A 19,709-nucleotide genomic window follows, 5' to 3' on the forward strand; every position below is an offset into this window, starting at 1 on the left:
CTGAATCCCTCGCTGTACTTCGCCATGAAAAACACCCCAAAGGTTGGATCTGTGTCCAACTTTTGGGGTGCAGTTCATGTCGCGCGGGGCATTTCATTAAGCCGATGCGCATCAACTCGCGACGCCCGCGAGATCGTCCGCGCGTGACGTGAAGAGCGGAATCGACGATGCCTGCTGATGCTCCAGCCATTGCTGGAACATCAACACGTTCCACAACTGACGATGCCAGTTTTGCTCGCCCGACAGATGCTGCTGCCATTTCGCGCGCACGATCGTCGCATCGAAAAAGCCTTCGCGACGCAGCCGCGACGCATCGAGCAAGGCTTCCGCCCAGTCACGCAGCTCGCCGCGCAGCCAGTGCGTGATCGGCACGCCGAAGCCCTGCTTGGGCCGCTCGATCATCTCCCGCGGCACATGGCGATACAGCACCTGACGCAGCGCCCATTTGGTCTGTCCGTCACGCACTTTCATCGATTGCGGCAGCCGCCACGCGAACTCCACGACTCGATGATCGAGGAACGGCACGCGCGTTTCGAGCGAGACGCCCATCGCGGCGCGATCGACTTTCGTGAGGATGTCGTCAGGCAGATAGGTGATCATGTCGAGCGCCATCATGCGCTGCACGTCGTCGAGTCCGGTGAACGCGGGCGCGTTGCCGGTCATCAGCGTGGGCGGCTGGTGGCCGCCGATCACGAGCGCGGCCGGGTCGTTCCATTGCGACATGAGATGCAGATACACCTCGTCGCGCGAGCGGCACGACAGCAGCTGCGCGCCCTTGTGCAGCTTGTCGCCGACCTTCACGCCGCGCAGCGACGACGGCAGGATCGGCTCCATGAGCCCCGCCATGCTGTTCCAGCGCTTCGGCGAAATCCCGACGATGCCCGATGCCGCCAGCTTGCGCAATGACGCCGGCAGGACCGTCATCTTGTCCCACATGTCCGGCGCGGTCCGATAGCGCTGATAGCCGCAGAAGAGTTCGTCGCCGGCGTCGCCCGACAGCGAGACGGTCACGTGTTGCTTCGCTAGTTGCGAGACGAGGAACGTCGGCACTTGCGATGAATCGGCGAACGGCTCGTCGTAGAGGTCCGGCAGGCGCGGGATCACGTCGAGCGCTTCGCGCGCGGTCACGTACAGTTCCGTGTGTTCGGTGCCGAGATGCGCCGAGACGGCTTTCGCGAGCTTGGCTTCGTCGAAGTCGCTTTCGTTGAAGCCGATCGTGAACGTCTTGACCGGACGCGACGACTGCTTCTGCATCAGCGCGACGATCGTCGACGAATCCACGCCGCCGGACAGAAACGCGCCGAGCGGCACATCGGCGAGCATCTGCTGGCGGATTGCATCGCTGAGCAGATGCTCCAGTTCTTCGACGGCATCCTCGGCGCTGCCCGCGAAGCCGCGCGCGGCGCCGTTGACGGCCGCCTCGACGCCGGACCAGTACGACCAGATGCGCGGCTCACGCCGTTCGAGCGATACGGAAAGCATCTTGCCCGGTTCGAGCTTGTGGATGCCTTCGAAGATGGAATACGGCGCGGGCACGCAACCGTGGCGGATTTGCAACGTCAGCGCGCCACGATCGACGTTGTTTTCGAACGCGGGATGCTCGCGCAGCGCCTTCAATTCGGAGCCGAACACGAACGCGGCTTCTTCGCCCTGTCCCTGCCAGCCGTAGTAAAGCGGCTTTTCGCCGATCCGGTCGCGGGCGAGCGTGAGCTGGCATTCCTGCCGGTCCCACGCGGCGAACGCGAACATGCCGACCGCGCGCTCGATGGTGGCCTGAATGCCCCACGCGTCGAAGCCGGCCATCAGCGTTTCGGTGTCGGAGCTGCCGCGCCAGACGGGCGCGCGTTGCGCATCCTCGAGTTCTTCGCGCAGATCGAGATGGTTGTAGATCTCGCCATTGAAGACGATGACATACCGCCCGCTGCCCGACGACATCGGCTGATGCCCCGCCGCCGAGAGATCGAGAATCGCCAGCCGGCGATGGCCGAGCGCGATGCCGCGCAGATCATCGGTCCAGTCGCCCGCGTCGTCGGGTCCGCGATAGGCGATGGCGTGCGCCATCTTCCGGACCATTGTCTTCGAGTCGCCCGGCCCCAAGCCGCGCCCACCCAGAAAGCCGACGATACCGCACATATTCGTTCTCCTTCAGATCGGCCAGAGGCCACGCTTATGCGATGCTCACTTTTCTTCGACGAGCCGCAGGTAGATATCTTCGAAACGCTCGCGCGCGCGCATCATCGTGAATTCGGCGTGGATGCGCGCCTTCGCGAGTTGACCGAGACGGATGCGCTCGTCAGGCGCCATGTCGACGACGCGCGCGAGTCCGGTCGCGAGCGCGTCGGCGTTTTCCTTCGGGACGACGACGCCCGTATTCGCCACGAGCATCGCCGCATCGCCGACGTCGGTGACGACGCACGGCACGGCCATCGCCATCGCTTCGCCGACTACGTTTGGGAATCCCTCGGTGCGCGAGGACAGGCAGAACACGTCCATCGCGGACAGGCACGCGGGCACGTCGCGCCGCTCGCCGAGCAGCACGAAGCGCGACGCGAATCCCGTCTGCGCGATCCAGTCCGCGAGTTCGCGATTGTTCGCGTCGAGATCGCGTCCGACCAGCATGAAGCGCACATCGGGATGGCGCGCGGCCAGCATGCCCGCCGCGCGCACGAAATTCTGATGATCCTTGACCGGGTGAAAACGCCCCAGAATGCCAACGACGATCGAGCCGTCGTCGAATCCGCATTGCTCGCGGATCGCGCTGCGTTGTTCGGGCGTGGCGCTCAGGCGCGCGACGTCGAAGCCGTTCGGCACCACCATCATGCGGCTCGCGTCGTAACCCACGGACACATGCGCCCGCCGCGACGCCTCCGCCGCGCACACGATGGTCTGCGGCACGTAGTACGAGAGCCACGCGCAGATCTTGCGCAGCAGCACGGTCACGCGTGAGCCGCCCGAGCGGACATCGGTGGTGCGCACGCCCCAGACGATGCGCTTGTGCGCCGCGAGCCGGCCTGCCAGGCCGCCGAGAAAATCAGCGTGATACATCCACGTCTGGATGATGTCGGGGCGCACCTGACGAATCAGTTTGACGAGCTGCCACAACGCGCGCGGAAAGCCGAGCGGCGAACGCATGCCGAGGCTATGCACGTCGATGCCGCGCGCGGCGAGTTCTTCGCCGATCTTGCCGGTCGTCGTGAGCGAGCAGACAACGTGACGAAAGCGCGGATGTTCGATGTGCGACTCGATCAGGCGCTGAAGCATGCGTTCAGCGCCGTCCGCATTGAGCGCAACGATGACATGGAGAAGCTTCATGGTCCCGGCTGCCGGTTTTCTACGATAGGCCCGTTCCGAGGCAACCGACGCGCGCGTCGCTGACGGCAATGCTCGTGCTGACGGGTGTGTTTTTATGTCGATGGCTGCCTCGCCGGAGGAAACGGGTTATCGCGGTTTTCCGGCGAGTCATCAATGTATGCCGGCGCCCCGGCGCGCACTGTTCGACGCCCCACACGCCGGCTCCCTTGCCGGCGCGCGCGGAGCGTCGGGCAGGCGCCGCGTCAGGCGCGCCTCATCGCGCCGCGCCACGGATTCCATTTGCGCAGCTGAGTCTTCATATCGATGACCGTGATCCCGCCGACCGCATTCCACGTATGCAGCCCCTGACGGCCACGCGGCGGATTGCGAACCGACAAGGTCTGCTCGGCGTACGTCGTCGTCGTGAGTTCGGTGATCTCGCGGAACGTCAGCGCGGCGCCGTATTCGCGTTCGCAGTTCTGCGCGGGGCGGATCAGGCGGCCCTGCGCATCCTTGAACAGGTTGCCGGCCATGCGCGCGAGGCGGCAATCGGAGACGACCGGATTCATCGGATGAGCGGTCCATTCGCCGAACGGGCTGTCGGAATGGAAAATCGACAGTTCATCCCAGTTCGATCCGCCCTCTTCCGTGATGCTCGTGAACATCCACCAGGTCTTGCCGTCGTAATGGAGCGTGGTATCCGCCGCGACGACATCGCGCATGACGACCTTGTGCAATTCCCATTCGGTCGGGAAAGCGGCCGCCCGGTACATCTCGATCGTGCGGTTGCCGCAGGTCTCCGGAATCATGAAGATCTCGCCGTCATGCTCGAAGAGAAACGGATACGACAGGTGATAGTTGCGATCGAGCACGACGCGCGGCGTTTCCTGCCACTTCTGGGTGGCCGGGTCGAACGCGATATGGCTGATCACTCCGCGGTTGGTGTCGTAGGGCAGGCTCTCGAAGAACAGGTGATAGTCGCCGTTCTTGCCGCGCCACAGAAAGGGATCGGCGTGGAACTGCGTCGGCATGCCGGGCAGCGTGACCCAGTTGCGGCTCACGTCGTCGTCGGCGCTGCTATCGGCGCGCAGCTCGACGGGCGAATCCGTGCGCCGGTACGCCAGCACCCAGTGTCCGCGCTGTACGAGCAGCTTGAGCGGCTGGTTCAGCACCTTGCGGCCCAGATGCCGCAGCGCGAACCATGCCGATGTCAGTCCCGACAGTTGCGCCGGCTGCGCCCTTGCGTTGACGAGCGGAAACGCATGTGGAGACGCGGCGGCATCGAGACGCCGCTGCGCCCGCTCGATGAGAACCGCGACGCGCTGCAGACTCGTCCGAAGCGACTTCAGGAAGAACAGCTTCTCCGGTATCGCGACATACGACTCCGCAAGCAAGCGCATTTCGCCCGACTCGGGCGACTTCCAGACGATCTGGATATGAGGTGTCCGGCATTGCAGCAACGTCTTCCACAGCGCTTCGATGTTCTCGTGTCCGTCGTACAGCACCACGAGCGAGGCGCGCGCGGGCGCGCCGCCACGCGGCGCGTCGTCGGCTTCGCCGTAGAGCCGCTTCTCGATGCGCGTCCACCACTGCAGCACGGGAGGATATGCGGGTTGCGCCATTTTGTGTCCCTCAGACAGCGGCAGTTTCGCCAATCGACCGACTTGCCGTCCTTAGCTAAATGCTTAACTGCCTTTATATATGTGTTGTGAGCCGGCGCTTATTGAAGTGATGAACAGTCCTTTTCACGTGGTGCCGGCGAAGAAAGACTAAAGTCTGGGGAAAGTGCTTGCGGTGCGCTATCGCACACAGTTGCGACAGCTAATTAATGCGAGGAGATTTGAACGGATGTGCCAGGAACGGTGTGCCCGGGCGGCTCGCCGCCGCTGTCAGGGAAATGTCTAAGTTTTTGATCGGAAAGCGAAAATACGACGAATCAAGGCGCCTCGTCGCGGCGCACGGCGACCTCGCGCCACTTGCGATACCACGTGGGCCGCCTGTGACCAGCCTGTTCGTCTGCCTTATGTTTTGAGAACGGCGAGAAGATGATTTCGATCACGGCCAACAATGCCAGACCGATTATTGCGAAAAAGACAATTGCGCCGATGACACCGACCACAGACATGCTTCCTCCGCGCTTACCGCGTTATATCAAGCTTTTGATAAAACACGCCGCTGAAAGTTTTGACGGAAAGAATTTTTTGTTTATTACTAATTCTATCACACGGCGAATCCGCCAATTTCCTGGACGATCTCACTACGGATGATTTTCGGACGGCTCTCATCGGCGCAAAGCACGGAACAGGCGGGTGAAAGTACTTCTGTTCTTCTGACCGGACGCAGGCAATCGCCCCATGGCGTCGGGGTTTCGTCGATGGCTCGACAACCGCGCCGGGCGAGCTTCATCCGCTTGATTTCGGAAACCGATACAGGCTTTTTAATCGCGGACAGGTTTTCGAAAGGCAAATTGCGCGACTTGAATGAATTACGCCCGATATGGACGTATGTTAGACAGCCGCAAGCTCATTTTGGCGAAGATTTTCAGTCGCCATCTGAAACACTCGGTTTCAGGCGATCCGTTCTCTCTCGGCCTCTTTGTCCGACGACATCAAGAGAATGTCCGCTACTGCCAACAGCGAAAGGCTGATCACGGCGACGAACCCGACCGTGCCGGCGAACATGCTGACGAGCTTCATGGTTTCCTCCGCCATCCGAAAGTTCGAACGCGGCCGTGCTCCAGGCTTCGCGGCGATTCGTCGGATCGTACAACGAGCGCCAGCGGCCGCTCCAACGGTAGCATAGGCGCAACTTCGCCGAAAAAGTATTCATTTCGCAGCGAAATACGCGCCTACCGCATTTCGGCAGACGAGAAAAGGATGATCCGGTCGTCTATATCAGCCAGTCAACGCCAGCGCCTGCCGGTCCCCGTCGAGACGTCGTGCTCCGCGCCGTTGTGGCTCCACGCGGACCGTGTTTCGCGCGCGGCGGCGCCGCCCATCGCGCGATTCAGAATGGCCCGCGTTCCAGGCGTGGTGCCGATGTGAGGCAGTTGCGACGCCTCGACCCATGACACGTCACGAAACCGGCCGCCCGCTTCCGGCCGAGGGTTCGCATCGTCGGGTATCGCGATCCGAAACACATGATGAAGGTGCTGCGCGGAAGGCTGCTGAAACAGAAACGCGGCGGCGCTCGCCGCGACGCCGGTGTCTTCGTGCAGCGCCCGGATCGCTGCAACGATCGTCAATTCTTCATATCCAACTGTCCCGCCCGGAAGCAGCCACGGACCGCCGCGCTCCCGAACCAGAAGCACTGACTGGTGACGTACCAGCAGCACTGTCGCTCGATCTCTCATCCCCGTCTCCGTGATGCACCCGAGTTCGATATCGAACCGATGATGCGATCCCGTCTGCTGTGTGCCAATTTTTGATTTCGCAGACGATTGGATCGCAACCTTGAACCGGTGTGCACACACGATCTTCACAGTCTTCGCCACGCTGCGCAATGCGTGCATGTCCCACGTAAGTGTGTAGTCCCACACGGGGCGTGCGTTTGGCGGATGTGCGAAGGCGTTGCTGCCGCGCGTGCTGCCGGGAACGCGCGGCCGGAGTCAGGTCGATGGCGACGTCATCGGCCGAGCGCGGGATCGCTCATGCTGTCGCGGCCCGTCTCGACGTGACCGGCGAGGCGTCGCAGAAATGCGCGATCGGTGTCGACCTTGATTTCGACGTCGTACCAGCCGTGCGCGCCGCGCAGATCGAGATAGACCTGCGCAGTGTCGCCGCCCCGCACGCGCCGCGTGATCGTCTTCGACGGATCGTAGGCATTGGTCACGCTGAAGGTGCACGCCGCCGTCCCGCGATTCTCGAGCCGCAATTGCAGATTGCCGTTCGCGACGTCGTAGCCTTCCGCGACTTGCGGCGCCGCCTGTTCGCGCGACCACCAGCCGTGCTGCTGCGCGCCGGCCTTGCCCGCGATCCGTCGAAGAAAGCCGTTCGGACCGTGTACGACGAAATCGAAGCTGCCGTCCGGATTCGCCGCGACGCGGTCCGCGAGACGCTTGCGGGCTTCGACCGTATAGGTGCGCGGCGCGTCCGGGCTGGCGTTGCGATAGAGCAGAAACACCGCGCCTGCGTTGCCCGTATTGACGAAATCGAACGAAACCGCTTCTTTCGACGCATCCGCGCGCGTGCGCACGAAAAGCTCGTAGGGCAACGCGCGCGCGGGGCGAATGCCGGACTCCTGCATCGGCAGCGTCTGCGTCGCGGGCGGCACCGGCACGTAGTCCTGATGCCGCAGCTTGTCCGGCGGAAAGTAGCCACTCGTTGCCGGCAAATCGGGCATCGCGCTGTTCGGATTGCGGAAATCGAACGCGGAGGTCAAATCGCCGCTGATCGCCCGACGCCACGGCGAGATGTTCGGCTCGGCCAGATCGTGCGCGCGGCCGAAGCGCTTCTGGATGAAACGGATCACCGAGGTATGGTCGAAGGTCTCGGAGCAGACCCAGCCGCCTTTCGACCACGGCGACACGACCAGCATCGGCACGCGCGCGCCCAGGCCATAAGGGCCGCTCGCGTATTTCGCGCTGCCCGCGAAGATATCGGCGCTCGTATCGACGGTCGAAAGGCCGTTGGCGCTCGACGTCGGCGGGAACGGCGGCACGAGGTGATCGAAGAAGCCGTCGTTTTCATCGTAGTTGATGAGCAGCGCCGTCTTGCTCCACACGTCGGGATTCGACGTCAGCACCTGCAAGACCTGATCGATGTACCAGGCGCCGTAGTTCGCCGGCCAGTTGGGATGCTCGGAAAAAGCTTCGGGCGCGACGATCCACGAGACTTGCGGCAGCGTGCCGCTCGCGACGTCGCGCTTGAGGATCGCGAAGTAATCGTCGCCGGCCGCCGCGTTCGTGCCGCGCCGCGCCTTTTCGTACAGCGGGCTGCCGGGCTGCGCGTTCTGATACTGCGTGAAGTAGAGCAGCGAGTTGTCGCCGTAGTTGCCGATGTAGGCGTCGTCGGTCCATCCCCACGAATTTTTCGCGTCGAGCCCGGTGCCGATGTCCTGATAGATCTTCCACGAAATGCCCGCGCGCTCCAGCACTTCGGGAAACGTGGACCAGCCATAGCCGGCTTCCGCATTGTCGACGACCGGACCGCCGCCCGCGCCGTCATTGCCGACATAGCCGGTCCACATGTAGTAGCGGTTCGGATCGGTCGATGTGTTGGTCGAGCAATGGTAGGCGTCGCAAATCGTGAAGGCGTCGGCGAGCTGATAGTGGAACGGAATGTCGTCGCGCTTCAGGTACGCCATCGTCGTCGTGCTCTTGAACGGCACCCACTGGTCGTACCGTCCGCCGTTAAACGCGCCCTGCCCGCTCACCCAGTCGTGCGGCAAGTCCTGCAGGAACTGCAGGCCGAGGTTCGACGCGCCCGGATGAAACGGCAGCACTTCGCCCGCGCCTGCCGCGATCGGCTGGTTGAAGACCGGCTTGCCGTTCGGCAGCGTCACCGCGCTTTTGTCGCCGAAGCCGCGCACGCCGCGCAGGCTGCCGAAGTAATGATCGAACGAGCGATTCTCCTGCATGAGCACGACGATATGCTCGATGTCCTCGATCGATCCATGACGGTTGTTCGCGGGAATCGCGAGCGCCTGGCGGATACCGAGCGGCATCACGCTCAGCGCGGCGCTCGCGCCAGCGGCCTCGACGGCCGCGCGCAGAAAGTCTCGACGGTTCTTGTTTTTCATTCGTTTCGCGGGGAAGTGAATAGGAAGGTTAGTCGACCGTGTGAATCACGGGTATCGCGAGCGGCTCCGACGCGGCCCGTGCCAAGGCGGGTCGCGCGGCTTGATCGGATGCGCCGTCGGTGGCTTGTCTGGCCCAGTTCTGGAGTTCGCTCGTTGCGGATATGTCGGACGGCTCGCTGCGCGCCGCGGCGACCGATGAGGACGACTCCGTTTCCGGCTTGCTACAGGCGCAAACGATTGCGCACGCGCAGACGATGAATCGCGCCACGATCACTTGGCGTCTCGGAACAATCGACATCGGGAATCTCCGGCTTCAGTCGTGCAGAAGAACGCAGCGCTGCGAAGCTTAACCACGGCTTGTGTAAGCGATGTGACCGGAGCGCGATACCATAGGCGGCATACCATCCAGAGGACGACAAGAGCGTGATACCGCGTGACGATGCCGACACGACCGATGTCCGATCCGGTGCATCCGACCGCAGGCAAGCGCTCATGCTTGCGATGGCGCTGTCGCTCGGCAGCGCCATCGCGCTCGGGCTCGCGCGCTTTTCCTACGCGCTCCTGCTCCCGCCGATGCGTCTCGATCTCACGTGGACCTTCGCGCAGGCCGGCGCGATGAACACGGCCAACGCGTTCGGCTATCTGCTCGGCGCGCTCGCCTTCTCCCGATTGTCGATGCACGTGGCGTCGCGAACGCTGTTCGTCGCCGGTTGCGTCCTGACCGCCGCCCTGATGGCGGCGAGCGGCGCAACGGTCGATACCGACGCCCTGCTCGCGCTGCGCGTCGCGACGGGCATCGGCAGTGCGCTCATCTTCGTGAGCGGCGGCGTGCTGGCGGCACGACTCGCGTCGATGTCGCCGCGCGACGCGGGGCTCTTGATCGGCCTATATTACGGCGGCACCGGCTGGGGCATCGTGATCTCGTCGATCGTCGTTCCGCTGACGGTGCTGCCCGTCATGCACGGCTGGCGCTTCGCGTGGCTCGCGCTCGCTGCGGCGTGCGCCGCGTTTTCCGGCCTCGCGGTCTGGGCCGCGAGCCGGATCGAGACCGCGCGCGCGCATCCGGCTGCGCGTCACGGTGCGAACGCTTCCTCGGGGGTCCCGGTGCAACGGCGGCGTTTCGCGCTCGTGCTCGCCGGTTATGGATGCTTCGGCATCGGCTATATCGGCTACATGACCTTTATCGTCGCTCTGCTTCGCAACGCCGGCATGAGCGCCGGCGTGGTGAGCGGCTTCTACGTTCTTTTGGGCGTGGCGACGGTCGTATCGGCGCGAATGTGGTCGGGACTCCTCGATCGCATGCACGGCGGACAGGCGCTCGCCATCCTCAACGCGCTGCTCGCGGCCGCGACGGTCATCCCCGCGATGCTCGCGCATCCGTTGGCGGCGTTCGTTTCCGGCATGCTGTTCGGTGCGACGTTTTTGTCGGCGGTGGCATCGACGACGGCGTTCGTGCGGCACAATCTGCCGGCCAGTCAATGGCCGCGAGGAATCAACGCATTCACGATCGTGTTCGCGCTCGGGCAGATCGTCGGACCGGTAGTGATTGGCCGGGTTTCGGACAGCGTGGGGCTGACCCGTGGGCTCGTCTATTCGGCGCTCGTGCTCGCGGCGGGCGCGTTGCTCGCGAGATGCCAGAAGCCGTTGTATAAGCAGGATTCCGAATGAATCCGTGACGTTAAGAAAGTCAGAGCGTGCTGCCTGCGCGCGCCTTCTTCATCTTCACGTAGACATGGGCACAGAAGGCATCGGCGACCACTCGATTGACGGTGAGAATATTGTCGGCGCTCAGGCTCTCGCGCGACAGCCCCTGCTTTTCGATGAGCCGCTGCGGAATCAACTGGCTGACGAACGATTGACACAGTTCCTTGCGCGCCGGGGTGTCGACCGACTCGAAGTACTCGCGACCCGCCTTGATCTCTTCGCTCATCTTGGCCTTGGCGGAATCGTTCTGGGCCTGGATGCTGGCTTCGAGATGCGCCTGCGTCGTGTCTCGCGAACGACGCTCTTGTTTGTCGTCCTCCAGTTGCTTCGTCTTGATGGACGCCATCTTCCGATCCGCGTCGCCGATCCGGTAGCCGCCTTCCAGCGCCTTGAAGAGATACCCGCGCGGACTGACCGTCACTTTGCCTTCGTTGAGTTTGAAACGCGTGTATTCGATGGCCTGTTCGAGCCGCTCATCGGTCCAGACATCGCGGCGCTTCGCGAGGCGCTCGAAATCGGGCGTGTCGAAGGCGAACTCGTTGTGCAGCAGCAGGTACATCGAATCCTGAATGCCGGCGCGCGCGGCATCCGCGCCCTGCTTCTTGGTGAAGCGAAAGCGGATTTTCAGTTTCTCGGCCGGGACACGGTCGGCGTTCGGCTCCCAGCTCACATCGAAATCCGAGACTTCGTTGAGCTGATCGATGGCAGGCTCGAGAAAGCGCTTCTTGAACTCCTTCACTTCCTTACGCGACTCGCCGACCTTCCCCGGCCACTCCAGCACGTCTTCGTACGCAAACCACTCTGTCACGCCGTGGCCTTCGCACGGAATGAGGCGGTCGTAGATCGCCCGGGCAAGGGAAAGCGAAAAAGCCGTCGATGCGCGCAGGCTCAGCCAATGCGCCTTGTACGGACTGATCAGATACTTGATGACGCGCCCCGCCAGCAGAATGCAAACGACGTTGCGCTCGATGTAGCAGTCGCCCAGCAGACTGATGGTGCCCCACGAGTCCTTTTCAGTCAGCTCTTCGATGGACGGCGCCGTCATGATTTCGACGCGAGCGCGGGCCGCGGCTCGCATCTGCGCGATGAGGTGGCTGTGGTTGCGGCTGTCGTACCGCATCAGCCATTTGAAATAGTTGATGTCGGCGGTGAATGTGTAGACCTTGTCGTCGATCAGTTCTTCGGGGGACTTGGTCGCGACGATGAAGTAGGCCGCATCGAGCACGCGCCGCGCGGCGATGCCCAGGCCGCCGACGCGCGTGAAGATGTTGTTGCGCAGGAAACCAATGTCCCTCGACGATTCGCAGATGGCCGAGCCCTGGCCGGACATATCTTCGTAGATGTCCAGCGCGAGCTGCTGCGGGGTCACAGAGAGGTTTTGGTTGTCCATACTTCGATTCACTTCGGTCCCCGGCACTCTAACAGGCGAGTCAGGGGTGTCAACACAAAAACCACCCCGCCTTTTCTTCGATCTTAGCCGCACAAAAACCGCCCCGACGGCGCTTCTCAATCACAATTTCCACCCCGTTCTTCACAATTTCCGCCCCGTCCCGCCCAATTTGCGTATCCGCCAGCACAAAAACCGCCCCGCGTAGCACAAAAAGCGTCCCTATCCACAGGCTCGGACGTTGATTTACAAGGGAAAACGCTGCGCTGTATGTAGGTGTGAGGGTCTAGGTTTACAAAAAAACCAGACGAACGGAACTCGGCGTTTGCCCATGCGTAGTCGAAGGAATGACTTAACTCTATGAATACATGACAGAATTTCTTGGCGTTACGCCCGCACAAAAACCGCCCTCGGGGTGGTTTTTGTGCGGAGAATCGAGCGGAGACACAGCGGCATGGATCTACGAGGGAAGTCGGGATCGTTCCAATCGGTACATCTGCACTTTGAAAGACCTAAAAATCGATTCAAAATCAACGTCATGTCGCCGGAAAACCGGCCGAATGGTTAAATCTCCGCGCAATCAGAGCTTGTTTACGCGTATTCGTGTATTCTGCGCTTCGGCGTCAATACATGGAGAAAGCGCAGAATGGCAAACGTAGGCACCCTACCTATGGAAGACCGGAAGGTTACGCTTCGCGAGGTAGCAGAATTCGCGGATAACCTCGAACCCTTCTCGGACAATCTTCGGGAACAGATCCTCGCGCCGCGCCCGCGCAAGCTTGCGCCGTTCTATACCATCAGCGAACTCGCTGAGATGTGCAATCTGACTCGTCAACAGATCCAATACCTGGTGACGAAAGGTGAAGGTGGGCTGCCGGCCGGTACGCTCAACGGCAGTGGACGCAGCCGAACGTTTACTCTGCCCGAAGTCAGAATGTGGGTGAAGATGGCGTCCGACATTTACCAGACCCCGCTCGGCGATGGTCACGGCACGTTCCGCGGCAAGGTCCTGACGACCGCGCAATTGAAGGGCGGATCAGCGAAGACCACGACGACCGTTTGCCTGGCACAGGCACTGACTCTCCTCGGCCGCAAAGTGCTGCTGATCGACCTCGATCCTCAGGCTTCGGCATCGGAATTGTGCGGCCTGTACGCCGAGAAGGAAATTTCCGGCGATGACACCGTGCTGCCCTACATCTACGATCAAAACGTGGAAGGCGGTTTGGGCGCGAGCGTGCAGTCGACGTATTGGGATGGTCTGGACATTATCCCCGGCCACACGTTTCTATATGGGGCGGAATTTCTCTTGCCCGCTCGTCAGAAGACGATTCAGGGCTACCGCTTTTGGGCCGTGTTGCGCGAGGGCCTTGAGCCGCTTCGATCGCAGTACGACTATATATTGATCGACACGTCTCCTTCGCTGTCGTACATGAACCTGAACGCGCTGCTTGCAGCCGACGCGCTCGTCATGCCGATGATTCCGGAGAATCTGGATTTCATCAGTTCACTGGCGTTCTGGCGGTTGTTCTCGGATGTCGCGGAGGACTTTCTTCCGTATGAAGAGGACAAGGTCTACGACTTCATTTCAATCCTGCTGTCGAAGGTGGATTATGGCAAGACGTCGTCGGCTCCGGTGGTTCGGCAATGGGCGCAGAGCGCCTACGGCCGTTGGCTCGATCCGTTCGAGATCCCGGCAAGTTCGGTGATGAGCGGCGGAGCACTTTCGTTTTCGACGGCTCTGGATGTCGTCAGTACCCACTCCACGGCAAAGTCGCTTCAACGAGTGCGGCAACCGATGATGCAATATGCCAAATGGCTGGATGATATGTTCATCAAATCCTGGAAGGAGTCGGCATGAGCAATAACATCAGAGAACAGCTGATGGCCAAGACGGCTAACTTGCCGAAGCCTGCGGATTTCAAGGGAGAGAACAAGAAGGATCGGACGAACCGCGGCCCGCAGACAATGCCGGGTATCACGAGCGCGCTGGCTGCAGCGCAACTCCGTATTCAGGAGCTCGAGGCGCGCGGCGTCGATACGGAAATTCCCGTCGATGCCATCGTGCCGAATCCATGGCAGCCGCGCCGTCAATTCAGCGAGGCCAAGCTGTCGGAACTGGCACGTTCCATCGGTGAGGTCGGGTTGTTGCAGGCGGTAACGGTGCGGCGCGTCGGTGAGTCGTATCAGCTCGTTGCCGGCGAGCGGCGGTGGCGTGCCCACAAGCTCATCAATAAGGCGACGGTGCGGGCCGTTGTGATCGAGTGCACCGATCAGGACATGGCAGCACTGGCGCTGATGGAGAACGTCACGCGTGATGATCTCTCCGACTACGAAATCGCGATTGCAATTCGCCGTGCGGAATCCGAGTTCCCGAACCGCACCAGACTCGCGGAGGCGATGGGCATCTCGCGCAGCGATCTCTATCGATTTCTCGCTTATGACGCGCTGCCGGACTTTGTGAAGCGAGATCTGGATTTGAATCCGTCGGTGCTGGGAGCTTCGTCGGCGCAGGATATCGCGAATGCGCTGAAGAAGAGCGGGGAGCAAGGGCTCAAGGCACTTCAGGAACTTTGGCCGCAAGTTCTGTCCGGCGATCTCGTTCAGACCAAAGTTGCAGCGAGTTTGAACGCGCAAGCGAGCCGGGGTGAGTCCGTAACCGATGCAGGCGGCCGAAGCATACTCAAGATCTTTGCCGGCAAGGTACAAGCTGGGAGCATTACAAAGGATGTCAAAGGCCTGACATTCAAATTCAAAGCAGGGGTGATGACGGAGGAGCAGGAGAATCAACTCAGAGAACATATAGGAAAAATGTTTTCGATTCAGTCTGAGTGATCAGAAGCCCGCTTCGGCGGGTTTTTTTATGTGCGGTCGAACGAGAAGGTCGTACGTCTTCCCCGGTTTGCAGTGTCCGAATTCGGACAGTGATAGTTTTTCAGGCGAACGAGTTTGCCTGGAGGGAGCCCGACAAGCAGGCTCGGCACTGTCCGAATTCGGACAGTCCGCCAGTAGTTGAAAGGAAACGTCCGGCGAACTCTAAATTCGATAGCACGCTGCACATCTCCACGCGCGCTCCGCGACGACGCTCAGAAGAAGGAGGCCCGAACTCGAGGGCCGGTCCGGAGCCCGCATGACATCGCAACATCAACAGGTGTCCGAATTCGGACACCGTCAGAGCGGGTGGACGCAGGCTCGCGGGAACATTAAACGAACTTGTTGGTTTCACATGGTGAAGCGTGTCAGTAGACGGATAGTGTCCGAATTCGGACATCACGGGCTACGTTCATCGCGCATCCTTGCCGAACGCCAGTATTTGCCGAGCGACGAGTGAAGCGAGTTCGCCGCGCCAGGAAAAGTGCGCGAAACGCGCACCATGATCTAACTTCAAGTCCGACCGTAAGTCATCGCGACAAATTGCGTTCCAGGTTGTTCACCCGTAGTAGCGCGGCAAGTGCGGCACGGGCATCGAACATCGGGTCGCAATAAATCCGAAGCGTGGAGAAATATCCGCGTGACGCACTGGGCCTCGAGCGTTTGCAAGTCGTCAGCATTGGAACGTGAGAGGCACCATACATCGACTAAGCGGTGACAAAGTGCGGCTCGGAAAGGAAATTAACGAAGCGTGCCACAAGAAGATTCTCGGTTCAGTCTGAACGCCACCGACAGCGGTCATCGTTTTCTAGACCACCTTTGCACCGCTGACGGTTCAAAGAAAGACTGTTGAATCGCGACGATAGAGTTTCACCTGACTATACGGCCGTCGCCACGCGTCTCAACTCGATCGACCGTTCCCGCGTCAAAAGTCGATTGCTTGTGCAATCAACGGATGCGGGCGAGCGTTACAGCGGATCTCTTCGAAAATTTGAAGAGTCGGAGATCGTCAGGTTCGTGAAACAATCGGTGAAAAATATGTCGCCGAAAATATTCCAATAAAAACAGCGACTTAAGACATTATTCGAAGCTTGTTTCACGAAAACTGAACACATTGCCCCATATCGGTCTCGTCAGCCAGTCCGGTCGCTTCGATGCACGACGGCCGGCAATATCCACCCCGCCGTTCGTATCAAACGATACGAAATTCGTGTCGCAAGATTCGGCCGAATAGGAAAAGCCCGCCAAAGCGATTAGCCGCCACGTACGCTCAAAATACCTCCACGAGTAAATGATATGTTATATCATCGCGCCATTGCGATCACCGCGATGAAGTTTCTGACGCTCGCGCGCCCTCCAGAAACGATATAACATTACATAAAAGACGTGACCACCTTCATTCACTTTTCTGCCGCTCGCCGCCGCAGTTCGAAGTTCGTCCCTTGGACGATCCTTGTAATCACAACCGTCGCCCGAGCCCAGTCTCCCGCAATCGACGACACCCCCATCCAACCCATCTTCGTTACCGCAAACCCACTCGGCGCGAACGCGCTGGTTTCACCATCGAGCTCGATCGACGGCAACGCCCTCGCGCTACGCCGCGCCGATTCCGTCGGCGAAACGCTCAACGGGCTGCCCGGCGTCTCCACGACAACCTACGGCCCGATGGTCGGAAGACCGATCATTCGCGGCATGGATGGCGACCGCATCCGCCTGCTGCAAAACGGCGTCGCGTCCTACGACGCGTCGTCGCTGTCGTACGACCACGCCGTGCCGCAAGACACTTTATCGGTCGAACGCGTGGAAATCGTGCGCGGTCCGGCAGCCTTGCTCTACGGCGGCAATGCGATCGGCGGCGTGGTGAACACCATCGACAATCGCATCCCACGCGAGCCGATCGAAGGCGTATCGGGACAGGTCGACGCCAGCTACGGCGGCGCCAACGATGCCCGCGCCGGCGCGGCGCAAGTCGAAGGCGGAAACGGCCGCTTCGCGTTTCACGTCGATGCGTTCGATCGCGAGACCAGCAAGGAACGCATTCCCGGTTTCGCGCATTCCGACCAGCAACGCGCGCTGGACGGTCCCGACGTTCCGCAGCCCTACGGCAGCATCCCGAACAGCGACGGCCGCTGGCACGGCGGCGCCGTCGGTTCGTCCTACACATGGGCCGATGGCTACGCCGGCATCAGCTATAACGGCTACGAGGCGAACTACGGTTCGGTTGCCGAGGACGATGTCCGTCTGCGCATGCATCAGGATCACATCGCGGCAGCGTCGGAGATACGCAATCTGCAAGGGCCGTTCAGCCAGTTGAAGTTCGACTTCGGGTACACCGATTACGAGCACAAGGAAATCGATAACGGCGAAACCGGCACGACCTTCCGCAATCACGGTTACGAAGCGCGCATCGAGGCGCGGCACAGGAAGATCGGCCCGCTCGATGGCGCTATCGGCGTTCAGGTGAGTCAGAACACGTTCTCCGCATTGGGCGATGAAGCGCTCGTGCCCACGTCGCAGACGACCAACGCCGCGCTGTTCGGACTCGAAGAATGGTCCGTCACCGATGCGCTGAAACTGAGTCTCGGCGCGCGTTACGAACACGTGAACATCGACCCGACTTCCGGAGGAAACGAAAAGTTCGCCGCTTCGCCCAAGCGCGATTTCAACGCGGGCAGCGTTTCCGCGGGCGCGCTATTCAGGCTGAACCCGGCGTGGAGCGTGGTCGGCAATGTCGCGTACACAGAGCGCGCGCCGACTTACTACGAACTCTATTCGAACGGTCCGCACGACGCGACCGGTCAATATCTCATCGGCAATCCGGACGCGCAGAAAGAGCAAGCGCTCTCGACCGATCTGTCGCTGCGCTTTGCGAGCGGCCCGAACAAGGCGAGCGCGGGCGTGTTCTACAGCCGCTTCCGCAACTATCTGACCGAGTTCAACACGGGCCGTCTCGTCGATGACGATGACCAACCCGTCGCGCCCGGCACCGACGACGCACTCAATGAAGCTGTCTATCGAGGCGTGCGCGCGGAGTTTTACGGTATCGAACTGGACGGCACGTGGCGCGTTTTCGACAAGGGCGCGCAACGGCTGGATGTCGAATTCGTCGCGGACTACACGCATGCGCGCAATGTCGATACCGGCGAGCCGCTGCCGCGCATTTCGCCGCTGCGCGCGACGCTCGCGCTCGACTACGCGTACGGACCGTACGGCGCCAGAACCGAACTGGTTCACGCGTGGGCACAGGATCGCGTGCCGGAAAACGACCTGCCGACCGGCAGTTACACCACGCTCGGCGTCATCCTGACGTACAAATTCCGCTTCGGCGCGACGAACTGGCTCGCGTACGTGCGCGGTCAGAACCTGACGAATCAGGAAGTGCGCTACGCGACTTCGGTCGTGCGCGATATCGCGCCGGAGGGCGGCCGCAGCGTGATGATCGGCCTGCGTACCGCCTTCTGACAGCACTCGGGCGCGTCAGAGCGGCGCCGACTTGCGCGTATGCAGCGGCTGATAAGGCTCGCCGGCCTTGAAGCGTTCGAGCCGCTCGCTCGCGACCGAAAGCGCGCCGAGCGACGCGCGTCGCAACTGATGATCGTAGAGCGACACGATCGCGGCGAGCCGTTCGAAGTCGTCCGACGGCAGCGCGAAGGAACCGCACGTGCGGCCGGCGTCGAACACGGCGGCCATCGTCTTGTCCGCGCGCAGCAGCTCGTCGTGCGAAAAGTCGCCGTGTCCTGCTTCCGCGAGGAATTTGGCGAGATACATCGCCTCGGTAATGTGCTGCGCGGGCGCGGCATCTGCCGAGCCGGCGCGTAACGCCGCCAGCGACATATGCGCCGCGAGCGCAAGCTCGTCTGCCACCGCGCGCGGGATGGGAAGCAGCTGCGCCTTGCTGAACCGCGCGCGCGTCGCCTGGGGCGAGCGCTGGAAAGGGAGAGTGCGTGACATGCGAGGATCGATGGTTGACCTTTTCAGGTTAACGTTCATCGATCGCCGAATCTGAAGGGTGCTGACCGCGTTCCTGTTCGAAATGTTCTACAACCGCAATCGCGCGCTCGCACTGGTCGGCGTCGAGCGTGTGAATGCTGCACTTGTCCGGCTCCACGCCGATCGCCTGCGCGAGCCACTTCATCCCTTTGGACCGCGCCTCGAAGACATTGCAGCCGTCGCGCCGGACCTTCGCCTGCACGAGCGGTTCGAGCGCCGCGTGCAGCTTCACTTTCAGATCGCGCAAGCGAGCATCGGCCAGACGGCCGAGCGGGACATTGCGCGTGCTGCGCGGAAAGATGCCGATCCACGCCTGACAATTCGCGCACATCCACAGCGGGCCGTGGTCGTCGCGATACGGATAGGCTTCGTCGCCCGCGCGCGTCAGGGTCGCGGGCGCGCCGCAGTGATCGCAGTCCGGATGGGGCAGAGGTTTGACAGGTCGGCCGACACGCATTTCAGGAAACCCACGGGCAGGAAAACCAATATAGCAAAACCGCCCGCCGGCCTCGGAAACGCGCCCGGAGACAACCTCCTTATGGCGGGACGACATCCCTCCTAATGCGTGGTTTTCCCGGACGATCGTTCGGCCGATAGTAACGCTCATCAACAAGACGGCCTCATCGGCCACGCGTGACGGTCCTCGTCACACGACAAGCTCTCTGCGGCGAACAGGCCAGAACGCGCGACATGCGCGACGCTCCTGATTCAACAGCGACAACCACAACGC

The 19,709-nt window shown here is 61.6% G+C and carries 15 protein-coding genes; 4 read left to right on the forward strand and 11 right to left on the reverse strand.

Features of this window, described 5'->3' with window-relative positions:
* Window positions 1-111: 111 nt before the first annotated feature.
* The 8 genes from asnB to AWB80_RS22720 form a co-directional block, all read right to left on the reverse strand.
* Window positions 112-2,133 (reverse strand): asparagine synthase (glutamine-hydrolyzing), encoded by a 2,022-nt coding sequence (asnB, locus tag AWB80_RS22695; protein WP_061176905.1) that lies wholly within the window; start codon window positions 2,131-2,133, stop codon window positions 112-114.
* 45 nt (window positions 2,134-2,178) lie between these two features.
* On the reverse strand, window positions 2,179-3,312 hold the full coding sequence (locus AWB80_RS22700; protein WP_061176906.1) for a glycosyltransferase family 4 protein: 1,134 nt from the start codon (window positions 3,310-3,312) through the stop codon (window positions 2,179-2,181).
* Between the two features lie 242 nt (window positions 3,313-3,554).
* Window positions 3,555-4,913 carry a glucosamine inositolphosphorylceramide transferase family protein gene (locus tag AWB80_RS22705; protein WP_061176907.1) on the reverse strand — a complete coding sequence of 453 codons (1,359 nt, stop codon included), beginning with the start codon at window positions 4,911-4,913 and terminating at the stop codon, window positions 3,555-3,557.
* 314 nt (window positions 4,914-5,227) lie between these two features.
* The gene (locus tag AWB80_RS22710; RefSeq protein WP_061176908.1) at window positions 5,228-5,416 is read right to left on the reverse strand and encodes a hypothetical protein; all 189 of its coding nucleotides are present in this window, start codon (window positions 5,414-5,416) and stop codon (window positions 5,228-5,230) included.
* Between the two features lie 95 nt (window positions 5,417-5,511).
* Window positions 5,512-5,757: a hypothetical protein gene (locus AWB80_RS43455; protein WP_143328129.1), complete on the reverse strand. Its 246-nt coding sequence runs from the start codon at window positions 5,755-5,757 to the stop codon at window positions 5,512-5,514.
* A gap of 101 nt (window positions 5,758-5,858) precedes the next feature.
* Window positions 5,859-5,987 carry a hypothetical protein gene (locus tag AWB80_RS45340; RefSeq protein WP_279628665.1) on the reverse strand — a complete coding sequence of 43 codons (129 nt, stop codon included), beginning with the start codon at window positions 5,985-5,987 and terminating at the stop codon, window positions 5,859-5,861.
* 206 nt (window positions 5,988-6,193) lie between these two features.
* Entirely contained in the window at window positions 6,194-6,802 is a 609-nt protein-coding gene (locus AWB80_RS22715; protein ID WP_425266877.1) for an NUDIX hydrolase, read from the reverse strand.
* 113 nt (window positions 6,803-6,915) lie between these two features.
* Window positions 6,916-9,030, reverse strand: coding sequence for a phosphocholine-specific phospholipase C (locus AWB80_RS22720; protein WP_061176909.1), 2,115 nt, complete (start codon window positions 9,028-9,030; stop codon window positions 6,916-6,918).
* 492 nt (window positions 9,031-9,522) lie between these two features.
* Between AWB80_RS22720 and AWB80_RS22730 the strand changes: the two genes are divergently transcribed.
* Window positions 9,523-10,698, forward strand: a complete 1,176-nt coding sequence (locus AWB80_RS22730) for a YbfB/YjiJ family MFS transporter (protein ID WP_167390475.1) — start codon at window positions 9,523-9,525, stop codon at window positions 10,696-10,698.
* Window positions 10,699-10,717: 19 nt separating this feature from the next.
* On the opposite strand, the gene AWB80_RS22735 is transcribed toward AWB80_RS22730, so the two are convergent.
* Window positions 10,718-12,124 (reverse strand): replication initiation protein, encoded by a 1,407-nt coding sequence (locus AWB80_RS22735; RefSeq protein WP_061176911.1) that lies wholly within the window; start codon window positions 12,122-12,124, stop codon window positions 10,718-10,720.
* 643 nt (window positions 12,125-12,767) lie between these two features.
* On the opposite strand from AWB80_RS22735, the gene AWB80_RS22740 reads away from it, so the two are divergent.
* The 3 genes from AWB80_RS22740 (at window position 12,768) to AWB80_RS22750 (ending at window position 18,451) form a co-directional block, all read left to right on the forward strand.
* On the forward strand, window positions 12,768-13,979 hold the full coding sequence (locus AWB80_RS22740; protein ID WP_061176912.1) for a ParA family protein: 1,212 nt from the start codon (window positions 12,768-12,770) through the stop codon (window positions 13,977-13,979).
* On the forward strand, window positions 13,976-14,953 hold the full coding sequence (locus AWB80_RS22745) for a ParB/RepB/Spo0J family partition protein (protein WP_061176913.1): 978 nt from the start codon (window positions 13,976-13,978) through the stop codon (window positions 14,951-14,953). The genes AWB80_RS22740 and AWB80_RS22745 overlap by 4 nt, the downstream gene beginning before the upstream one ends.
* 1,494 nt (window positions 14,954-16,447) lie before the next feature.
* Complete coding sequence (locus tag AWB80_RS22750) at window positions 16,448-18,451, forward strand: TonB-dependent receptor (RefSeq protein WP_425266878.1); 2,004 nt, start codon at window positions 16,448-16,450, stop codon at window positions 18,449-18,451.
* 15 nt (window positions 18,452-18,466) lie between these two features.
* Here the strand turns inward: AWB80_RS22750 and AWB80_RS22755 are convergent, their stop codons facing one another.
* On the reverse strand, window positions 18,467-18,940 hold the full coding sequence (locus AWB80_RS22755) for a hypothetical protein (RefSeq protein WP_061176914.1): 474 nt from the start codon (window positions 18,938-18,940) through the stop codon (window positions 18,467-18,469).
* Window positions 18,941-18,968: 28 nt separating this feature from the next.
* Window positions 18,969-19,436, reverse strand: a complete 468-nt coding sequence (locus AWB80_RS22760) for a zinc-finger-containing protein (protein WP_061176915.1) — start codon at window positions 19,434-19,436, stop codon at window positions 18,969-18,971.
* Window positions 19,437-19,709 lie beyond the last annotated feature (273 nt).

The sequence above is a fragment of the Caballeronia pedi genome (assembly GCF_001544915.2).
In the GTDB taxonomy this organism is placed as follows: Bacteria; Pseudomonadota; Gammaproteobacteria; order Burkholderiales; family Burkholderiaceae; genus Caballeronia; species Caballeronia pedi.